Source organism: Streptococcus parasanguinis ATCC 15912, from assembly GCF_000164675.2.
Classification (GTDB): Bacteria; Bacillota; Bacilli; order Lactobacillales; family Streptococcaceae; genus Streptococcus; species Streptococcus parasanguinis.
The window spans coordinates 1,340,942-1,358,042 of the sequence record NC_015678.1 but is presented as its reverse complement, the minus strand read 5'-3'; the positions used below and the strand labels follow the sequence as shown (position 1 = coordinate 1,358,042).

Below are 17,101 nucleotides of genomic sequence, written 5' to 3'. Positions count from 1 at the left end.
ATGTCTAAAGTGACTATTTTGCAAATTGGACGTGATAATTGGATGAACCAGTTAGAGCTTCCCCAAAATATAACATGGATCTACCTGCGTGCCGGGCTAGCAAGTGATATTAAGGCACGAATGAAGCAGGGGAAAATAAAAAGTTTTGATGCAGTTTTAGTAAATGATCCGCTCGCCTTGTGGCTGTTATCGGATTTACGTGATTATTTGGCCCCCTATACTGTTTTCTATGATGAAACTATCAAAATTGTCGATCCGCGTGTAAAACAATTTACAAAAGAGGTGTGTGCAGTACCGGCTGACTTCTCTCGTCCTCAGGAACTCCTTCGGATCTTACCGAAGGCGCTATTTTCAGGCCAGTACGGTGATAAACTGTTTCCTTTCCAAATTCAGGTACAACCACGATTTAAAGGGAAGGTAACCTATAATGGTCATGAGAATATGTGCCTTGAAGGAGACTATGGTTCTTCTTTTAAACCCCTATTAAATTGGTCTTATAATATACGAGTCGATAAAGATAGACCTGTCGAATTGTGGTTGGAGTTTGAAAAAGAAGAGACTTGTCAGTGTCAGCTGGTTTTAAGAGTGATCCCAGAAGGTGCTGTTACCGATATTGCAAAGACGGTCATTGTCAGTGAAGAAGAGATGCGTGAAGGCGCGATTGTCCTAGACCAAGAGATGACCTATATGATATCTGCAACTCTTGAAGCCAAGGGGCAAGGGCGTCTCATAGTTGGGAATCTTCATCAACGTTGGACACGATTCCAATTTGGGAAGTACCTATTAGGAGGAGGCATCTTACATGATCGTCATCGTCAAGAATTGAATTACTTCTTTCATCCAGGAGATTTCAAGCCACCCTTATCCGTGTATTTTGCAGGTTTTCGCCCGGCAGAAGGTTTTGAGGGGTATTGGATGATGCGTTCGATGGGGACTCCCTTTCTTCTATTTTCAGATCCCCGATTACTAGGTGGGGCATTTTATATGGGGAGTGATGAGTTAGAGCAAGGTGTACGAGATACCATCCAGCACTATTTAGATTATTTGGGATTTGATCAGGACCAACTGATTTTTTCTGGAATGTCAATGGGGACTTATCCTTCTTTGTATTATGGTGCTGATTTTGAGCCGCATGCCATTATTGTTGCAAAGCCTCTTACAAATATAGGAACGATTGGAAATAGAGCACGGTTGTTAGCGCCGGAAGTCTTTCCAACAGGAATTGATGTCCTTCATATGCAGACAGGTGGTTTAGAGAATGCTGAGGTTCAGGAACTGGATAACCGTTTTTGGGACAAGTTTAAGCAGGCAGATTTTAGCAATACAACCTTTGGCCTTTCTTATATGAAGGATGAAGATATGGATCCAACTGCCTATGACGATTTGACCACTGCACTTTATTATTCAGGTGCTAAAATCCTCAGCAAGGGAACCACAGGACGACACAATGATGATTCGACCACTGCGACAACCTGGTTTATCAATTTTTATCGAATGATACTGGAAAATGATTTTGGAAGAAAAGGATAGAGATGACATATATGAAAACACCTCAAATTTTATGGGGAGCGAATATGAGAACCTATATGCATGGTTCACAAGTTGAACAATTTCAAGATGGTTCGGTTCGTTTTTATAATCCTTTAGTGGCTTCAGGAACGGAGATACATTCTTGGACTGCCATACAAAATTATCAAGGAAGTCGGACCCAGCCAGTCTTGCCTTTATTGAAAAAGGGTCAGACCTACCGACTAGATGCTTTTTATACGACGGTTCCGCAAGATTCGGTTTATCTCAAAGTAAGTTTTTGGGATCGCTATGATAAGGAAGTGAAACAAATTATTGAAAAGAGTCATTCGGTGACATTTGTCTACCCTAAGGAAGCCTATTATTATAGTATTGCTTTGTTGAGTGCAGGCGTGCTGGAGTTGAACTTTAAAGGGATGGACATTGAAGAAGTAGGTGATGGACATGTTTAAACGTTTAAGACCGATGAAATCTGTCAAAGAATTACTTCATCAAGTCAATAGTTGGGCTGAGCAGATCGAACCATTAACAGATCAACAATTAAGGGATAAGACGATTACCTTTAAAAAGCGTCTGGAACAAGGTGAAACGCTAGATGATTTATTGCCAGAAGCTTATGCAGTGGTCCGTGAAGCCGATCGGCGTGTTTTAGGGATGTTTCCTTACGATGTACAGGTCATGGGAGCTATTGTGATGCACCAGGGCCATATCGCTGAGATGAGTACGGGAGAAGGAAAAACGTTGACAGCTACCATGCCTATTTATCTAAATGCTTTGACGGGTGAAGGGGCTATTCTTGTCACAACCAATGAATACCTAGCCAAACGTGACGCGGAAGAGATGGGACAGGTCTATGAGTTTCTAGGCTTATCTATCGGCGTTCCATTTGCACCAGATGGAGAAGATCTGGAAGCATCAGATAAACGTGCGATTTATGCGTCTGACATTATCTATACGACGAATAGCGGTCTCGGATTTGATTACTTAATCGATAATCTGGCATCGAATGAAGAAGGGAAATTTTTACGTCCATTTAACTACGCGATTATCGACGAGGTTGACTCGGTTTTATTAGATAGTGCTCAAACGCCATTAATCATTTCGGGATCTCCTCGTGTACAATCAAATTATTATGGCATGATCAATACCCTTATGACCACAATGGTTGAAGGGGAAGACTACATTTTTAAAGAAGAAAAAGGTGAGGTTTGGCTGACAGAAAAAGGAGCCCATTCAGCAGAAGCTTATCTGGGAATTGATAATCTTTATGCAAAAGATAATGGAGAATTTGCTCGACATCTCATCTATGCATTGAGAGCCCATAAACTTTTTAAAAGAGATAAAGACTACATCGTTCGCCAAGGAGATATGGGAGCTGAGGTTGTCCTACTTGATCGAGCAACAGGTCGCCTAATGGAGTTGACCAAATTACAAGGTGGGCTCCATCAAGCAATTGAGGCAAAAGAGTTAGTCAAACTCTCTCCCGAGACGCGTGCGATGGCTTCCGTTACTTATCAGAGCCTCTTTCGAAAATTCAAGAAGATTTCAGGAATGACTGGGACCGGGAAGACAGCTGAGAAAGAATTTCTAGATACATTTGGAATGCAAGTCATTCAGATTCCGACCAATCGTCCCAAACAAAGGGTAGATTACCCAGATAATCTCTATGTGACCTTGCCAGAAAAAGTTTATGCTTCTTTAGAGTGTATTAAGACCTACCATGCACTTGGCAATCCTCTTCTCATTTTTGTTGGATCTGTTGAGATGTCTGAACTTTATTCGAATTTGCTCCTCAGAGAAGGAATCGCTCATAACCTCTTAAATGCCAATAATGTTGCCAGAGAAGCTGAGATGATTGCGGAGTCAGGTCAGATGGGTGCTGTTACGGTTGCGACTTCTATGGCCGGAAGAGGGACCGATATTAAATTGGGTCCTGGTGTAGCAGAGTTGGGTGGTCTTGTGGTCGTTGGGACAGAAAGAATGGAAAGTCAACGGATAGATTTACAGATTCGCGGTCGTTCTGGACGTCAGGGAGATCCAGGAATATCGAAGTTCTTTGTGTCCTTAGAAGACGATGTCATCAAAAAATTCGGGCCTGAGTGGGTACATAATTTTTACAAAGATTACAATGTGGACGATCGTGTTCATTATCAGGAACTAACAGGGCGTCGTTACCGTAGGTTGGTTGAAAAAGCCCAAAGAGCAAGTGATAGTGCAAGCCGTTTTTCACGGCGTCAGACATTAGAATATGCTGAGTGTATGAATATCCAGCGGGAGTTAATCTATGGACAACGTGATCACTTGATTTATCAAGACCAAGACTTGAATGATACCATAGATGCTGTCCTTCATGATTATATAGAAAATGTCGTAAAAGAGGGAAACCTAACAAAAAAGGAAGATTTGTATCACTTTATTCTCAACAATATCAGTTTTCAGATTGATCAAATACCAGAAAACCTTGATTTACTAGATGAAAGAGCAGTTGCTTCTTTGATCTATCATTTCGCGTATGAAGAATTGAATCGAAAAAAAGAACTCTTAGAAGCTTTTGACCTTGTTCGCTATTTCCAATGTTTAGCGATGTTAAAAGCAATTGATGATAACTGGGTTGAACAGGTAGACTATTTGCAACAGTTGCAACAGGCTATTGGTGGGCAACAAGCAAGCCGCAAAAACCCTATCGTTGAATATTACCAAGAAGCCTTTGCTGGTTTTGAGGCAATGAAATCACAAATCAAAAAAGATATGGTACGTAATCTGCTACTAAGCCAAATCTTAGTCTCACCAAATGGTGAGATTGTGACCCATTTCCCATAAAAAGAAAGGAAACTATGTCAAAGAAAGATCTATTTCACGAAGAAGTTGAAGGGCGCATGGAAAAATTAAAGCAAAAGCCAATCAAAAAAGAAAAAGCGACAACAGGCGAAAGGATTAATAAAATCTTCACCACTTTGTTTGGTTTGGTGATTATCGTCGGTCTTCTCTTTACCCTGCTTGGTTTGTTGAGGTGATTATGGAAGTTTTATGTTTAATCCTATTGATTGTTTTAAGTGTTCTACTAATTGTATTGATTACACTACAGCCACGGCAAACACAGATTTTTTCTAATGATGCTATGAGCAATATCGGAAAAGGTAGTTACTGGTCAAGCCAGCCTTTGCTAAAAATCGGGACCTTGGTGACGAGTTTAGCTCTTTTAGTGTTACTTCTTTTCCTGATGATTTTCGTTTACAATTAGTGGTCAAGTTAAGATTGAGTCAAGTGCATCATTTTAGATGCACTTTTTTAGAACAAAAATGAGTGTGTAGTACCAGTAATTTATTTGGATAGGGATAGCGTCTAGAAGGAGAACTTGGATATTTAAAATAGTTGAAAAAATTTCAACAAGATACTAGTCATAGCAGAGATGGTTTGATATAATAAAAAGTATTGTAAAAAAATACTATATGGTAGGAAAAAGAACGTATGCATTTTAAACGAACCAAAGGTGAATATCGCGAAACAGATCGCGTGACACGTTTCAAATTAATAAAATCAGGAAAACATTGGCTCCGTGCAGCGACTTCTTATTTTGGACTGTTCCGAGTCCTCAAGGGAGGAGTTGATAAGGCCAGCGTCCGAGTGACACAGCTCGAAGAAAACGCACCTTCTTCAGTAAAAGAGCACTTATTAAAGGGACTGTTAACCACGGGGGCCTTGTTAACTGGAGCAGCTACGACATATCGTGTACAAGCAGATGAATCGAATGATGCATCTGCTCTTGAGCGTGCGGTAAGTCCAGCGACAGATGTTTTGGCGGCATCGGATTCAGCTGTTTTAGGTCACTCAACAGAGCCTTTACAAACACAATCACAAACAGAAGCAGCGTCAGCCTCTGTTTCAGAGTCAGCCTCTGTAGAAGCTTCTGTGTCTCATTCATTGAGTGTGTCAACGAGTGCGTCAGAATCAGCTAGCACGTCTGCATCAGAGTCAGCATCGACATCGGCTTCAGAATCAGCCAGCACTTCAGCGTCCCAAAGCGCTTCAACCAGTGCCTCAGAATCGATGAGTTCATCACTTTCTATGTCATCAGAGCCTATTGACTCTCAAGTTGTTTCTGGTGAAAAATTAAATTCTAGAGTAGATTCTGAAGTTCAAGTTATTGATTCTCACATGGTTTCTAGCTTGGTAGATTTAAATAGTCAAACCACGAATATTACTTCTACAGCTACAGCAACTATTGCGATAACATCAACATCTGAAGTAACATATAAGAAAATAGAAGAAGATCGCAAGAAACTTGAAAAATTGTCTGCCGAAATGGGCGAATACCTTGCTAAGGCAGTAGATTTACCGGATACAGATTCAGCTATTCTCAAAGTTAAGACTGCTACTACTGAGATTGAGTCAGCGCTCAAGGAACCAAATGTTGACCTAGGGCAAGTGATCAAATCCGCTACTTCGGCTCGTAACTCTATCGCTAATGCGGTTTTACGTGCAAACTCAGGTAAACGTGATAGCCGTAATGGACAAATAATACCAAAGGGAGAAAATCTTAGAGGATTTGCGCCTATTACACAAAATGAGCATACAACTGCTTCTCTCGAACAAGGAACCTTTGTGAGTGGGAGTCGAGAGGTAAGCTGGCGTATTAATATGCATTCACAGAGTCCGCTTAATTACGCGGGTCTAATTGCTCAAGTGGATAAAAATACAACCATCACTCGTGTTCTTTTCAATGGCCAACCTATGGAAAAAATGGTGGTTCAGGAAATGAATATATTTTCAATAAGCGTCATGATTTGAATAGGAATCTTGAAGCGACTATTTGGATCTATGCTACTGTAAATAATAATTCTAGTGAAGCTACTTTGAATGCCCAAGTGGCTACAAGTAGTAGACCGTTTGATGGTTCTACCACTTCGGGCAATTACACCCAAGTTATGAATGGTTCGGTTCCTACTGGTACAGGTCAAAGAGCAACCGATAAAGCACCTACTATCTCGATCACCCCTTCTTATGTTGAAGTATATAATGATGAGGTTCTAGGTGGAGCAAACGGAATTCCTTTTGTTATGAGAGATGACAAAGGGGTGCTAACTATGTTAGCTGATCCGAATAATACTATCATCACTGGTTTGACCATGAGTCGTACCCCAATTGGTAATCAAGGATTTAAACCTTATTATTCTAATAGACAGAATCCTAAAGAACATACTTCAGTTGTAGGTGGGACAATTGGCCGTGATAACGGATGGAAGCCAATGACTCCAGGCGTTTACAATCTCGACTTCAAAGTGTTTGACACTGCTCAACAAAGTACTTTGGGTCGCTTGACGCTTAACATCAAAGGTTTCAACGAGCGTAACAATCCTGTTAGTGGCGACACTGTTACAGTTAACAACCCGTCATCTTTAAGCGAGACTGAGAAAGCTCAAATCCTAGCAAACTTCAAGAACCAAAATGCTACGATCCTATCAAGTGCTGACTACGTGAAGGGTTCTGAAGGTGGTAAAGAAATTACAGTGTCTAACACTGGTGAAATCACCATTACCTATCGTGATAACACTGTAGACATCGTCCAAGCCAGCGTAAGAGCGGAAACGGAAGTGCCTGTTCCCGCTGTTACAGTGACGCGTGATGGTCAGACTATTCCAGCGACTCCAAGTCCAGTCGCTAGTCGTGGAAATGAACATATCGTTTATGCTGGTGATGACTTCACAATTAAGTTTACTGCAACTGATAATAGTGGTAAGTTAAAAGAGTTCAAGATTGTTCCTAAAGCAGATGGAAGCCAACCAGGATTGAGAGATAACTTCTTTGAAGACCCTAAATACGGTACAGGTTCTGTAGGACTCTTGACAGGTGATATTACAGCTACACCAGCAAATCCTGCTACAATCACAGTCAACGCTCATATGAAAGATGATCTGGAGTGGAAGTCAGGGAATACTTGGCAACGAAATGCTGTCGCAACAGACCAAGTAGGAAATGTCAACGGGACTGTTGGTACCGGTAATGTTCGTATCACTCAAGGACAACTTAAAGACCGTCTTTCAGTGACAAATCCTGAATTTACACCTGTTGCAGATAAAAATAACTTGACAGAAACTGAAAAAACAGCTGTTAAGAATGCCATCTATGCTAAGAATAATCAGACAACTCACCGTATCAAAGATATTGAAGTTCAAGCAAATGGTACAGCAACGATTGTCTATAAAGATGAAACTCGTAGCACTCCGATTCCACAGTCAGTGACAGTTAATGAACGTCCAAAATTGGTGATTCCATATGATAGACCAGATGTCAAAGAAATCGATATCTATCGTGGTGAGCCTACTAACCTAACCTTTAGTGCGACAGATGATTCTGGGGAAATTTCCTCTTTGAAGTTTGAAACACAAGGTACAGCTGACAATGCTAATGGTACAAACTATGCAGGATATACTGGAATTAATCGTTCAAATCCAATTACTAGCTTAACTAACCAGTCAAATGCAACTATTACCATTACTGGCACGCTTGATAAAAGTATCCCGGCGGGCAAATCATTTGAACGCTATTTGATAGCGACGGATGATCGTGGCGTCACAGATAGTGTTCATACGAAGAATGGTGTTGCTGACAATGGTTATGTCAAGTTTGTGATCAAAAATCAGACGGATAAATATAACGCTGTGGCTAAGACTCCAACTGTCTATACATATGTAGGCGAAACAGCTAGTGATTTGTCAAATGCGGCTAACTTTGTTCAGCTTGAAGGTGGGAAACAATTACCGCAAGGTGCTACTGTTGCTTGGAAAACACCAATTGACACAACTAACTCTGGGGATAATAAAACAGCTGTAGCGACAGTCACATACGCAGATGGATCTACAGATGATGTTACTGTTACATACAGTACCATGTCTACAATCACGTCTAAAGATCCTATCAATGATATCCAAGGAACAACTCCTCACAATGGTAATGGTTCAAACTGGCTTGACTATGTGTATAAGTCGGGAGATGCTTGGTTCCCAAGTGGTTCTCGACAAACATGGACAAATGAAGATGGAGCTCGCTTGTCAGAAGCTCCTATCACTACGACAGAAGCTGGGCAACAACGCTTCAAATTAACTTTTACATATCCTAAAGGTCGTCTTGGTGAGACAGATAGTTCGAAATTGCTCAGCAAGACAGTAGATGTTATTCATAATGTTTATAAGTTTGAGACTAATCGTTCTTACATCTTTACTCAGGGTCAAATAAATGATGATACATATAAACAAGTAGTTGCCAATCCAAAAGATTCTATTACGAAAGTGACAGGTGCGCCTGATTATAATGTAAATAAGACGAACTTCAGATGGGCTGATGGTGCTCCAGATCTTTCACAAGTGGGACGATTTACAAAAGATGTGGAAGTTGAACTACCTGTAGATGGTACGGGAGTACGTGTCAAACAACGAGTTCCAATCACTTACACAGTTAATCCGCAAACTCCAGAGATTTCTATTGATTCAACTAATGAGACAGGTGGCTTGCCAAATCGCTCGATTGTGGTAACAAATGTCACACCGGGATCAACTGTAACCCTGACATTAGCTGGACATACTTTTACTAAAGATGTAAAAGCTACTGATAATAGCGTCACTTTTGATCCCCAAGATCTGAAGAAAGCTTATGATGGTAATAATGGTCTTCTTCCGACAGGTAATGTGACAGCTAAGTCAACAGTTGATGGATTGAACTCAGAAGTCGCCTCAGGAACAATCACTCCAGAGCGTGTAAAACCAACAATCACTTACACAGTCAAAGTAAATGGTCAAGAACCTAAGAAAGATAGTAATGGTCGATATCTGTTCTATGCTGGGGATAATATCCAGATTACTTATACAGGTAAAGATAATAGTGGTAAATTAGTCACACTGAAGGTCTCTGGTAATAGAAAAGACCTAACAGACTTCTTCGAAAATAGACCTGAGTGGGGAACTGGTCCTATCACGAACATAATCAGTACCTTAACAAATGATGACCAAACTACCTTTACTATAAATGTTAATACTAATGAAGATCTTGCGTGGAGATCAGGAAACACTTGGGGACGATGGCTCACTGCTACAGATCCTAGTGGAAACAGTGTTGATGTAGGAGAAATTCGAATTCAACAAGATCAGTTGCAAAACTTGTTTAACAAGCCTGTTATTGATGTGACAGAAGTTAAGGATAAAAATCACTTAACAGAAACTGATAAGGAAAAAGTTCGCGAAGAGATTAAAAAAGCTCACGACAAGATTGTTCCAAACGGTCGCAATCGTATTTCTAGCATTGATGTAAGTGAGGATGGAATTGCAACTGTCTACTATAAAGATAATGCTAAAGTAGCATCGGGTAGCCAGCCATATTCACCGATAGTCTATAGTCAAGATGAAACTGTTTCAGAGAAGAAATATCGTTCTGAGTCAGCTTCAACGTCAGCATCAGAATCAGAATCAGCGTCAACGTCGGCATCAGAGTCAGCAAGCACAAGCGCCTCAGAATCTGCATTAACGTCCGCTTCACAAAGTGCTTCAACGAGTGCAAGTGAATCCGCAAGTACGTCCGCATCGCAAAGTGCTTCAACCAGCGCGTCTGAATCAGCAAGTACCTCAGCATCGCAAAGTGCATCAACTAGTGCATCAGAGTCAGCAAGCACCTCAGCATCACAAAGTGCTTCAACTAGTGCAAGTGAATCCGCAAGCACGTCAGCGTCACAAAGTGCTTCAACCAGTGCGAGCGAATCAGCAAGTACATCAGCATCGCAAAGTGCTTCAACAAGTGCGAGCGAGTCCGCAAGTACGTCAGCGTCACAAAGTGCTTCAACCAGTGCGAGCGAATCTGCAAGTACATCCGCATCGCAAAGTGCATCAACAAGTGCGTCAGAATCAGCAAGCACAAGTGCTTCACAAAGTGCTTCAACTAGTGCAAGTGAATCCGCAAGCACGTCAGCTTCACAAAGTGCTTCAACTAGCGCCTCAGAGTCCGCAAGTACCTCAGCGTCAATGAGTGCTTCAACGAGCGCGTCTGAATCTGCAAGTACTAGCGCATCGCAAAGTGCGTCAACAAGTGCAAGTGAGTCCGCAAGTACATCAGCTTCACAAAGCGCTTCAACAAGTGCTTCTGAATCCGCAAGTACTAGCGCATCGCAAAGTGCTTCAACCAGTGCCAGTGAATCCGCAAGTACGTCCGCATCACAAAGCGCTTCAACAAGTGCGAGCGAATCCGCAAGTACGTCCGCATCACAAAGCGCTTCAACCAGCGCAAGTGAGTCCGCAAGTACGTCCGCATCACAAAGCGCTTCAACCAGCGCAAGTGAGTCCGCAAGTACGTCTGCATCACAAAGTGCTTCAACCAGTGCGAGCGAGTCCGCAAGTACGTCAGCGTCACAAAGTGCTTCAACCAGTGCGAGCGAATCTGCAAGTACATCCGCATCGCAAAGTGCATCAACAAGTGCGTCAGAATCAGCAAGCACAAGTGCTTCACAAAGCGCTTCGACAAGTGCGAGCGAGTCCGCAAGTACGTCAGCTTCACAAAGTGCTTCAACAAGTGCGAGCGAATCCGCAAGTACCTCAGCATCGCAAAGTGCATCAACGAGCGCGTCTGAATCTGCAAGCACATCGGCTTCCCAAAGTGCATCAACCAGTGCGAGCGAGTCCGCAAGTACCTCAGCGTCACAGAGTGCGTCAACAAGTGCATCAGAGTCAGCAAGTACATCTGCATCGCAAAGTGCTTCAACCAGCGCGTCAGAATCAGCAAGTACGTCTGCATCACAAAGCGCTTCGACAAGTGCGTCAGAGTCAGCAAGCACCTCAGCATCGCAAAGCGCATCGACAAGTGCTTCTGAATCCGCAAGCACAAGTGCATCAATGAGCGCATCGACAAGTGCTTCTGAATCTGCAAGTACATCCGCATCGCAAAGTGCATCAACAAGTGCAAGTGAGTCAGCAAGCACAAGTGCATCAATGAGTGCCTCAACAAGTGCTTCTGAATCAGCAAGTACTAGCGCATCGCAAAGTGCTTCGACAAGTGCTTCTGAATCAGCAAGCACATCCGCATCCCAAAGCGCTTCAACCAGTGCGAGCGAATCCGCAAGTACGTCAGCGTCACAGAGTGCCTCAACGAGTGCGTCAGAGTCCGCAAGTACGTCCGCATCGCAAAGTGCGTCTGAATCAGCAAGCACATCCGCATCCCAAAGCGCTTCGACAAGTGCGAGCGAATCCGCAAGTACGTCCGCATCGCAAAGTGCTTCAACTAGCGCCTCAGAGTCCGCAAGTACGTCCGCCTCACAAAGCGCTTCAACCAGTGCGAGCGAATCAGCAAGTACGTCCGCATCGCAAAGTGCATCAACCAGTGCGAGCGAATCAGCAAGTACCTCAGCCTCACAAAGCGCTTCAACAAGTGCGAGCGAATCAGCAAGTACATCCGCCTCACAAAGTGCATCGACAAGTGCAAGTGAGTCAGCAAGCACCTCAGCATCGCAAAGTGCATCGACAAGTGCGTCAGAGTCAGCAAGCACCTCAGCATCGCAAAGTGCATCAACAAGTGCGTCAGAGTCCGCAAGTACATCCGCCTCACAAAGCGCTTCGACAAGTGCAAGCGAATCCGCAAGTACGTCAGCGTCACAAAGCGCTTCAACCAGTGCGAGCGAATCAGCAAGTACGTCCGCATCGCAAAGCGCTTCGACAAGTGCAAGTGAATCAGCAAGTACGTCCGCATCGCAAAGTGCATCAACCAGTGCAAGTGAGTCTGCAAGCACAAGTACGTCAGCGTCACAAAGCGCTTCAACCAGTGCGAGCGAATCCGCAAGTACGTCCGCATCGCAAAGCGCTTCGACAAGTGCAAGTGAATCAGCAAGTACCAGTGCATCAATGAGTGCATCGACAAGTGCAAGTGAATCAGCAAGTACGTCAGCCTCACAAAGCGCTTCGACAAGTGCAAGCGAATCCGCAAGTACGTCTGCATCGCAAAGCGCATCGACAAGTGCGAGCGAATCCGCAAGCACAAGTGCATCGCAAAGTGCATCAACAAGTTCTTCTGAATCAGCAAGTACCTCAGCATCGCAAAGTGCATCAACAAGTGCAAGTGAGTCTGCAAGCACAAGTACCTCAGCTTCACAAAGTGCCTCAACTAGTGCCTCTGAATCCGCAAGTACATCAGCATCACAAAGCGCTTCAACAAGTGCGTCAGAATCAGCAAGCACAAGTGCTTCACAAAGCGCTTCAACGAGCGCGTCAGCGTCAGCAAGTACCTCAGCATCGATGAGTGCATCGACCAGCGCCAGCGAATCCGCAAGTACGTCTGCATCAATGAGTGCTTCAACCAGTGCATCAAACTCTGTCATTACAAGTAAGGGAGATCCGGCGATCCACTCTCTTGATAGCATTGATATTAATAGTGTTATTATCTCGGATTCTATTAGTGTGTCTGTATCTGAGAGCATCTCTGCATCGCAAAGTGTCTCAAGGAGCGCCTCAGCATCAGCAAGTACCTCAGCTTCATTGAGCGCGTCAACGAGTGCATCAGAATCTGCAAGCACCAGTGCATCACAAAGCGCTTCGACCAGCGCGAGCGAATCCGCAAGTACATCGGCTTCCCAAAGTGCATCAACGAGTGCGAGTGAATCTGCAAGTACCTTAGCTTCACAAAGTGCTTCAACCAGTGCCAGTGAATCAGCCAGCACAAGCGCTTCTCTAAGTACAAGTATTTCTGCTTCGGCCTCAGCACAGTCGTCAGAGACACATGCGAAATTGCCACAAACAGGTGATCAGTCAGCTAATACAGCTACCCTAGGACTTGGTCTACTGACAGGCTTACTTGGTTTAGGAGTTGTTGCTAAAAGAAGAAAAGATGAGGATGAAGATGGAGTAATTGAACAGTAGTGAAGTTTGTTCACCTTTATTCTTCAGTACGAGAGAGGTTGGAAACAAAGTGCCCAACCTTCGATGACTAATAGTTATAAGTGCTTGAAACACTGCTTCGAGGCAGTGGTGAGAACTTACAAAGAAAGTTTCTTTTAGCTATAATCTTAGGCTATATAACCTTTAAAGGGGTGGGACTACGAACGAATTTAGTTTAAATTCGTTCAGTCTCACTCCCTTTTTATATTTAATGGATAGGATAAAAGGAAACTTTTAAAATAATAATTGAAGAACAAGTATTTCGAGGGAGTAGGATGTTGTTTTTTGAAGTATTCATCCAGTGTTTAATAGTAAATTGTGTGTTATAATGTTAGTCGTACTAATTGGAAAAGATTAGTTTTTTCTAATCGGTTAAAATGTGGTTGGGGCATATATCTCCCTCCACATTCTGTAATGTAGAAATTAAAAAAGGAAAAGCGCCTTGCATTTTCCACAAAAGAGGACATTATGACAGTATATAATATCAACCTGGGAATTGGTTGGGCCAGCAGTGGTGTCGAGTATGCCCAGGCCTATCGTGCTCAGTTGTTACGCAATATCCATGAACCAGCCAAATTTGTGTTTATGGATATGATCCTTGCCGATAATATCCAGCATCTAACAGAAAATATCGGTTTTAAAAATGATGAAATCATCTGGCTCTACAGCCATTTCACGGATATAAAGATAGCACCTACGACCTATACGATTGATCAGGTCTTAGCAGGATTTGCAGGAAAACCCACTCGTGAAGAAGTTGATGGTAAGATCAAGCGCTTCTTTTATGAGGACCAAGACAACTTTTTGACCTGCTACCTGCGGGAAGAAAACAGTCCCTATGTAGAACGCTGCGAGTATGTGTCCAGAGGGATCTTGGTGAGAAAGGATTATTTCTCCTACACTCGTTACTGTACCGAGTACTTTATTCCTAAGGATAATCAAGCCAACTTGATTGAGCGCCGATTTTACAATGAAGACGGGACGGTTGCCTACAGCATGCAGATGGCGGATGGTCGTGAAGTCTACCGTTTTCCAGATCGCTTCCTAGTTGGTCGGCAAGAATTGATTCGTTACTTCATGCAGACCCTTCAATTGACCAAACAAGATTTGGTTATTTTAGATCGGGAAACCAATATCGGGCAGCCTATCTTTGAAGAAGCCCAAAAAGCTCGCCTGGGTGTGGTTGTTCATGCAGAGCATTTCAGTGCCAATAATGTTGATGATCAGTACATCTTGTGGAATAACTATTACGACTACCAATTTACAAATGCGGACAAGGTGGATTTCTTTATTGTCGCTACCGACCGTCAAAAAGAAATCTTAGCAGAGCAGTTTGCCAAATACACCAACCATCGACCTGCTATCTATACCATTCCGGTTGGTAGTCTTGCAAGCTTGCCACAAAATGAAAATCGCAAGCCATTCTCTATGATTACAGCTTCTCGCTTAGCTACTGAGAAACATATTGATTGGTTGGTCCGAGCAGTGGTCTGTGCCAAAAAAGAGTTACCGGAGCTATCCTTTGATATCTATGGCAATGGTGGAGAAGAGGGGAAGTTGCGCTCTCTTATCGATGAATTGGGGGCGACAGATTATGTCCATCTCAAAGGACATGCCAATCTTGAAGAGATTTATAAGAACTATGAAGTTTACCTATCTGCATCGACTAGCGAAGGCTTTGGTTTGACTTTGATGGAGGCTATCGGTTCTGGTCTTCCGATTATTGGTTTTGATGTTCCTTATGGCAATCAGACCTTTGTAACAGAAGGAAGAAATGGCTATCTGATTCCATCTTCTTCTGATCAAGTGGTGGATCATATTGCTTCTTCCTATGCTGAAAAGATTGTTTTGCTCTACCAAAATGAAGAGCTAGCGAATATGCGCCAAGCATCTTATACGCGTGCGGAAGACTTTTTGACCAGCCGAGTAGAAGAAGCTTGGTCTCAATTGATAGAAGAGGTGACACATGCTGAATGTATTTGATAGTTATTCTCGTGAGAGCCAAGATTTGCTTCATTCTATGCAGAAGTCAGGTTTTCATCATCCGACAGTCGTTCTAGAGCCAGATGGTTTCTTGCCAGACGGTGTAGAGTCTCCTTTCCTTTATTTCTTAGGACAGCCAGAAGGTGAAAAACGAGGACGTTATTTTAATGAAGTCCTAGTTCCAGATTTTTGGGAAATTTCTGGTGATAACAATATGGGGAAAGTGACTTATTATGGTCAGGAGAAGGCTCGTATTTATTATCATATAGCTTCTTATAAGCGTATTGTTGAACGTGTAGAGTGGTTGGATGACAAAAATCAAGTTGTGATGATCGAGCGCTATGATCAATACGGTCGCAAGATTGCTGTTACGACTTGTGATGGTCAAGGACAACCCTTAGTGACCACTTATTTGGAGGGAACGATTGAGCGCCTGACAGAAAATCATCAAACAGGTGATTTGATCTTAACCTTGCCTAATTCCCCTATGAAAATTTTCAAGAGTCGCTTAGATTATTTCATGTTCTATCTAGAATATAGAGGTTTTAATCTAGATAAAGTGATCTATAATACACTGGCCCTCTCCTTCAATGTCAGTCTACACTTGGGAAATAAAGGTGTTGAGGGGCATGATCTCTTAATTTGGCAGGAACCTCTTTATGATGAATTGCCTGGAAATATGCAGTTTATTTTATCTACTCCAAATTTGCGTACCAATAAAATTGTGATTCCTCAGAATAGCACCTACCAACGTGCTTTAGAATTAACATCAGCAGAACAACACAGATTCTTTATGCCGTTGGGCTACATTTATGATTTTCAGGTTAAAGAAGATATTCGTAAGGATACCTTTGTCTTGACTAATTCTGATCAAATTGAGGCTCTAACGGAGCTAGTAGAGAAGTTGCCGGATGTTACTTTTAGAATTGCAGCGTTAACGGAAATGTCTCCAGTACTTTCTTCAATGGTCCGCTATCCTAACGTTGTCTTATACCAAAATATTAGTCAAGATCGAATCAAAGAATTATTGGTTCAGTCAAGTATTTATTTGGATATTAACCACTATGGCGAGGTACAAGGTATTGTTCGTAAAGCATTTGAACACCAGCAAATTATTCTAGGCTTTTCACACACTTTACATGATCGACGTTATATTGCGCAAGAAAATATCTTTGAACAAGGAAAGGAAGCTGACTTTGTAGCGCGTATCCGGGAAATCTACCAATCTGTAGAGACATACAAAGAAGCTGTGGTTCAGCAAATTACCCAATCAAGTAGCATTGAACCAGCTGTTTTCCGAGCTCGTTTGCAAGAAGAAATAGGCATGCAAGCTGAATGATTAAAAGGAAGGAGGAATTTATGCTGTTTCTACGGGCTGATTCCTCCTTCCATTAGCATCGAATGTAATCAATGATGTAGAAAAATCACCGATACTAAAAAAGAAGTCGGATATTGTATGGCCCTCCAAAAAGAGAGTGGGACAGAAATCGGTAATTCGTTAGAATTCGATTTCGTCGTCCCACCTCCGCACAGTTGAGTAGGGCTGTAAAAGCTGATGAAATCAGCGTAGTAGAGCCCACTCAACCACTGCGTCTTGCTCGACAATCCAAAAATAATTGAGAGGCTAGGACTTTTGTCCCAGCCTCTTTTTTGGGGGAAGCACATATTTGTATGACTTCTTTTTTGATGCT

9 protein-coding genes and 1 pseudogene are annotated in these 17,101 nt (G+C 42.6%); all 10 read left to right on the top strand.

What is annotated here, in order from left to right:
* The 10 genes and pseudogenes from asp2 (at position 1) to gtfB (ending at position 16,749) form a co-directional block, all read left to right on the top strand.
* The gene (gene asp2, locus HMPREF0833_RS06355) at positions 1 to 1,530 is read left to right on the top strand and encodes an accessory Sec system protein Asp2 (RefSeq protein ID WP_013904229.1); all 1,530 of its coding nucleotides are present in this window, start codon (positions 1 to 3) and stop codon (positions 1,528 to 1,530) included.
* Positions 1,531 to 1,532: 2 nt separating this feature from the next.
* Positions 1,533 to 1,979 (top strand): accessory Sec system protein Asp3, encoded by a 447-nt coding sequence (gene asp3, locus HMPREF0833_RS06350; protein WP_013904228.1) that lies wholly within the window; start codon positions 1,533 to 1,535, stop codon positions 1,977 to 1,979.
* Positions 1,972 to 4,347 carry an accessory Sec system translocase SecA2 gene (gene secA2 / locus HMPREF0833_RS06345; protein WP_041818377.1) on the top strand — a complete coding sequence of 792 codons (2,376 nt, stop codon included), beginning with the start codon at positions 1,972 to 1,974 and terminating at the stop codon, positions 4,345 to 4,347. The genes asp3 and secA2 overlap by 8 nt, the downstream gene beginning before the upstream one ends.
* A 14-nt stretch (positions 4,348 to 4,361) precedes the next feature.
* The gene (gene asp4, locus HMPREF0833_RS06340; RefSeq protein WP_013904226.1) at positions 4,362 to 4,541 is read left to right on the top strand and encodes an accessory Sec system protein Asp4; all 180 of its coding nucleotides are present in this window, start codon (positions 4,362 to 4,364) and stop codon (positions 4,539 to 4,541) included.
* A 2-nt stretch (positions 4,542 to 4,543) separates the two neighbouring features.
* Complete coding sequence (gene asp5 / locus HMPREF0833_RS06335) at positions 4,544 to 4,768, top strand: accessory Sec system protein Asp5 (RefSeq protein ID WP_041818376.1); 225 nt, start codon at positions 4,544 to 4,546, stop codon at positions 4,766 to 4,768.
* A 227-nt stretch (positions 4,769 to 4,995) separates the two neighbouring features.
* The gene (locus tag HMPREF0833_RS11110) at positions 4,996 to 6,315 is read left to right on the top strand and encodes an accessory Sec-dependent serine-rich glycoprotein adhesin (protein WP_013904224.1); all 1,320 of its coding nucleotides are present in this window, start codon (positions 4,996 to 4,998) and stop codon (positions 6,313 to 6,315) included.
* Between the two features lie 137 nt (positions 6,316 to 6,452).
* A pseudogene (locus HMPREF0833_RS11140) lies at positions 6,453 to 9,812 on the top strand (Rib/alpha-like domain-containing protein); the annotation flags it as partial.
* Between the two features lie 720 nt (positions 9,813 to 10,532).
* The gene (locus tag HMPREF0833_RS11135) at positions 10,533 to 13,409 is read left to right on the top strand and encodes an LPXTG cell wall anchor domain-containing protein (protein WP_371094393.1); all 2,877 of its coding nucleotides are present in this window, start codon (positions 10,533 to 10,535) and stop codon (positions 13,407 to 13,409) included.
* Between the two features lie 486 nt (positions 13,410 to 13,895).
* Complete coding sequence (gene gtfA, locus HMPREF0833_RS06320) at positions 13,896 to 15,410, top strand: accessory Sec system glycosyltransferase GtfA (RefSeq protein WP_013904222.1); 1,515 nt, start codon at positions 13,896 to 13,898, stop codon at positions 15,408 to 15,410.
* Positions 15,394 to 16,749, top strand: coding sequence for an accessory Sec system glycosylation chaperone GtfB (gene gtfB, locus HMPREF0833_RS06315; protein WP_013904221.1), 1,356 nt, complete (start codon positions 15,394 to 15,396; stop codon positions 16,747 to 16,749). The genes gtfA and gtfB overlap by 17 nt, the downstream gene beginning before the upstream one ends.
* Positions 16,750 to 17,101 lie beyond the last annotated feature (352 nt).

Excerpts from the sequence above, each read along its gene's own strand:
- HMPREF0833_RS11135 (WP_371094393.1), top strand. The coding sequence starts at position 10,533 with ATGAGTGCTTCAACGAGCGCGTCTGAATCTGCAAGTACTAGCGCATCG.
- HMPREF0833_RS11110 (WP_013904224.1), top strand. The coding sequence starts at position 4,996 with ATGCATTTTAAACGAACCAAAGGTGAATATCGCGAAACAGATCGCGTG.
- gtfB (WP_013904221.1), top strand. The coding sequence starts at position 15,394 with ATGCTGAATGTATTTGATAGTTATTCTCGTGAGAGCCAAGATTTGCTT.
- secA2 (WP_041818377.1), top strand. The coding sequence starts at position 1,972 with ATGTTTAAACGTTTAAGACCGATGAAATCTGTCAAAGAATTACTTCAT.
- asp3 (WP_013904228.1), top strand. The coding sequence starts at position 1,533 with ATGACATATATGAAAACACCTCAAATTTTATGGGGAGCGAATATGAGA.
- gtfA (WP_013904222.1), top strand. The coding sequence starts at position 13,896 with ATGACAGTATATAATATCAACCTGGGAATTGGTTGGGCCAGCAGTGGT.
- asp5 (WP_041818376.1), top strand. The coding sequence starts at position 4,544 with ATGGAAGTTTTATGTTTAATCCTATTGATTGTTTTAAGTGTTCTACTA.
- asp4 (WP_013904226.1), top strand. The coding sequence starts at position 4,362 with ATGTCAAAGAAAGATCTATTTCACGAAGAAGTTGAAGGGCGCATGGAA.
- asp2 (WP_013904229.1), top strand. The coding sequence starts at position 1 with ATGTCTAAAGTGACTATTTTGCAAATTGGACGTGATAATTGGATGAAC.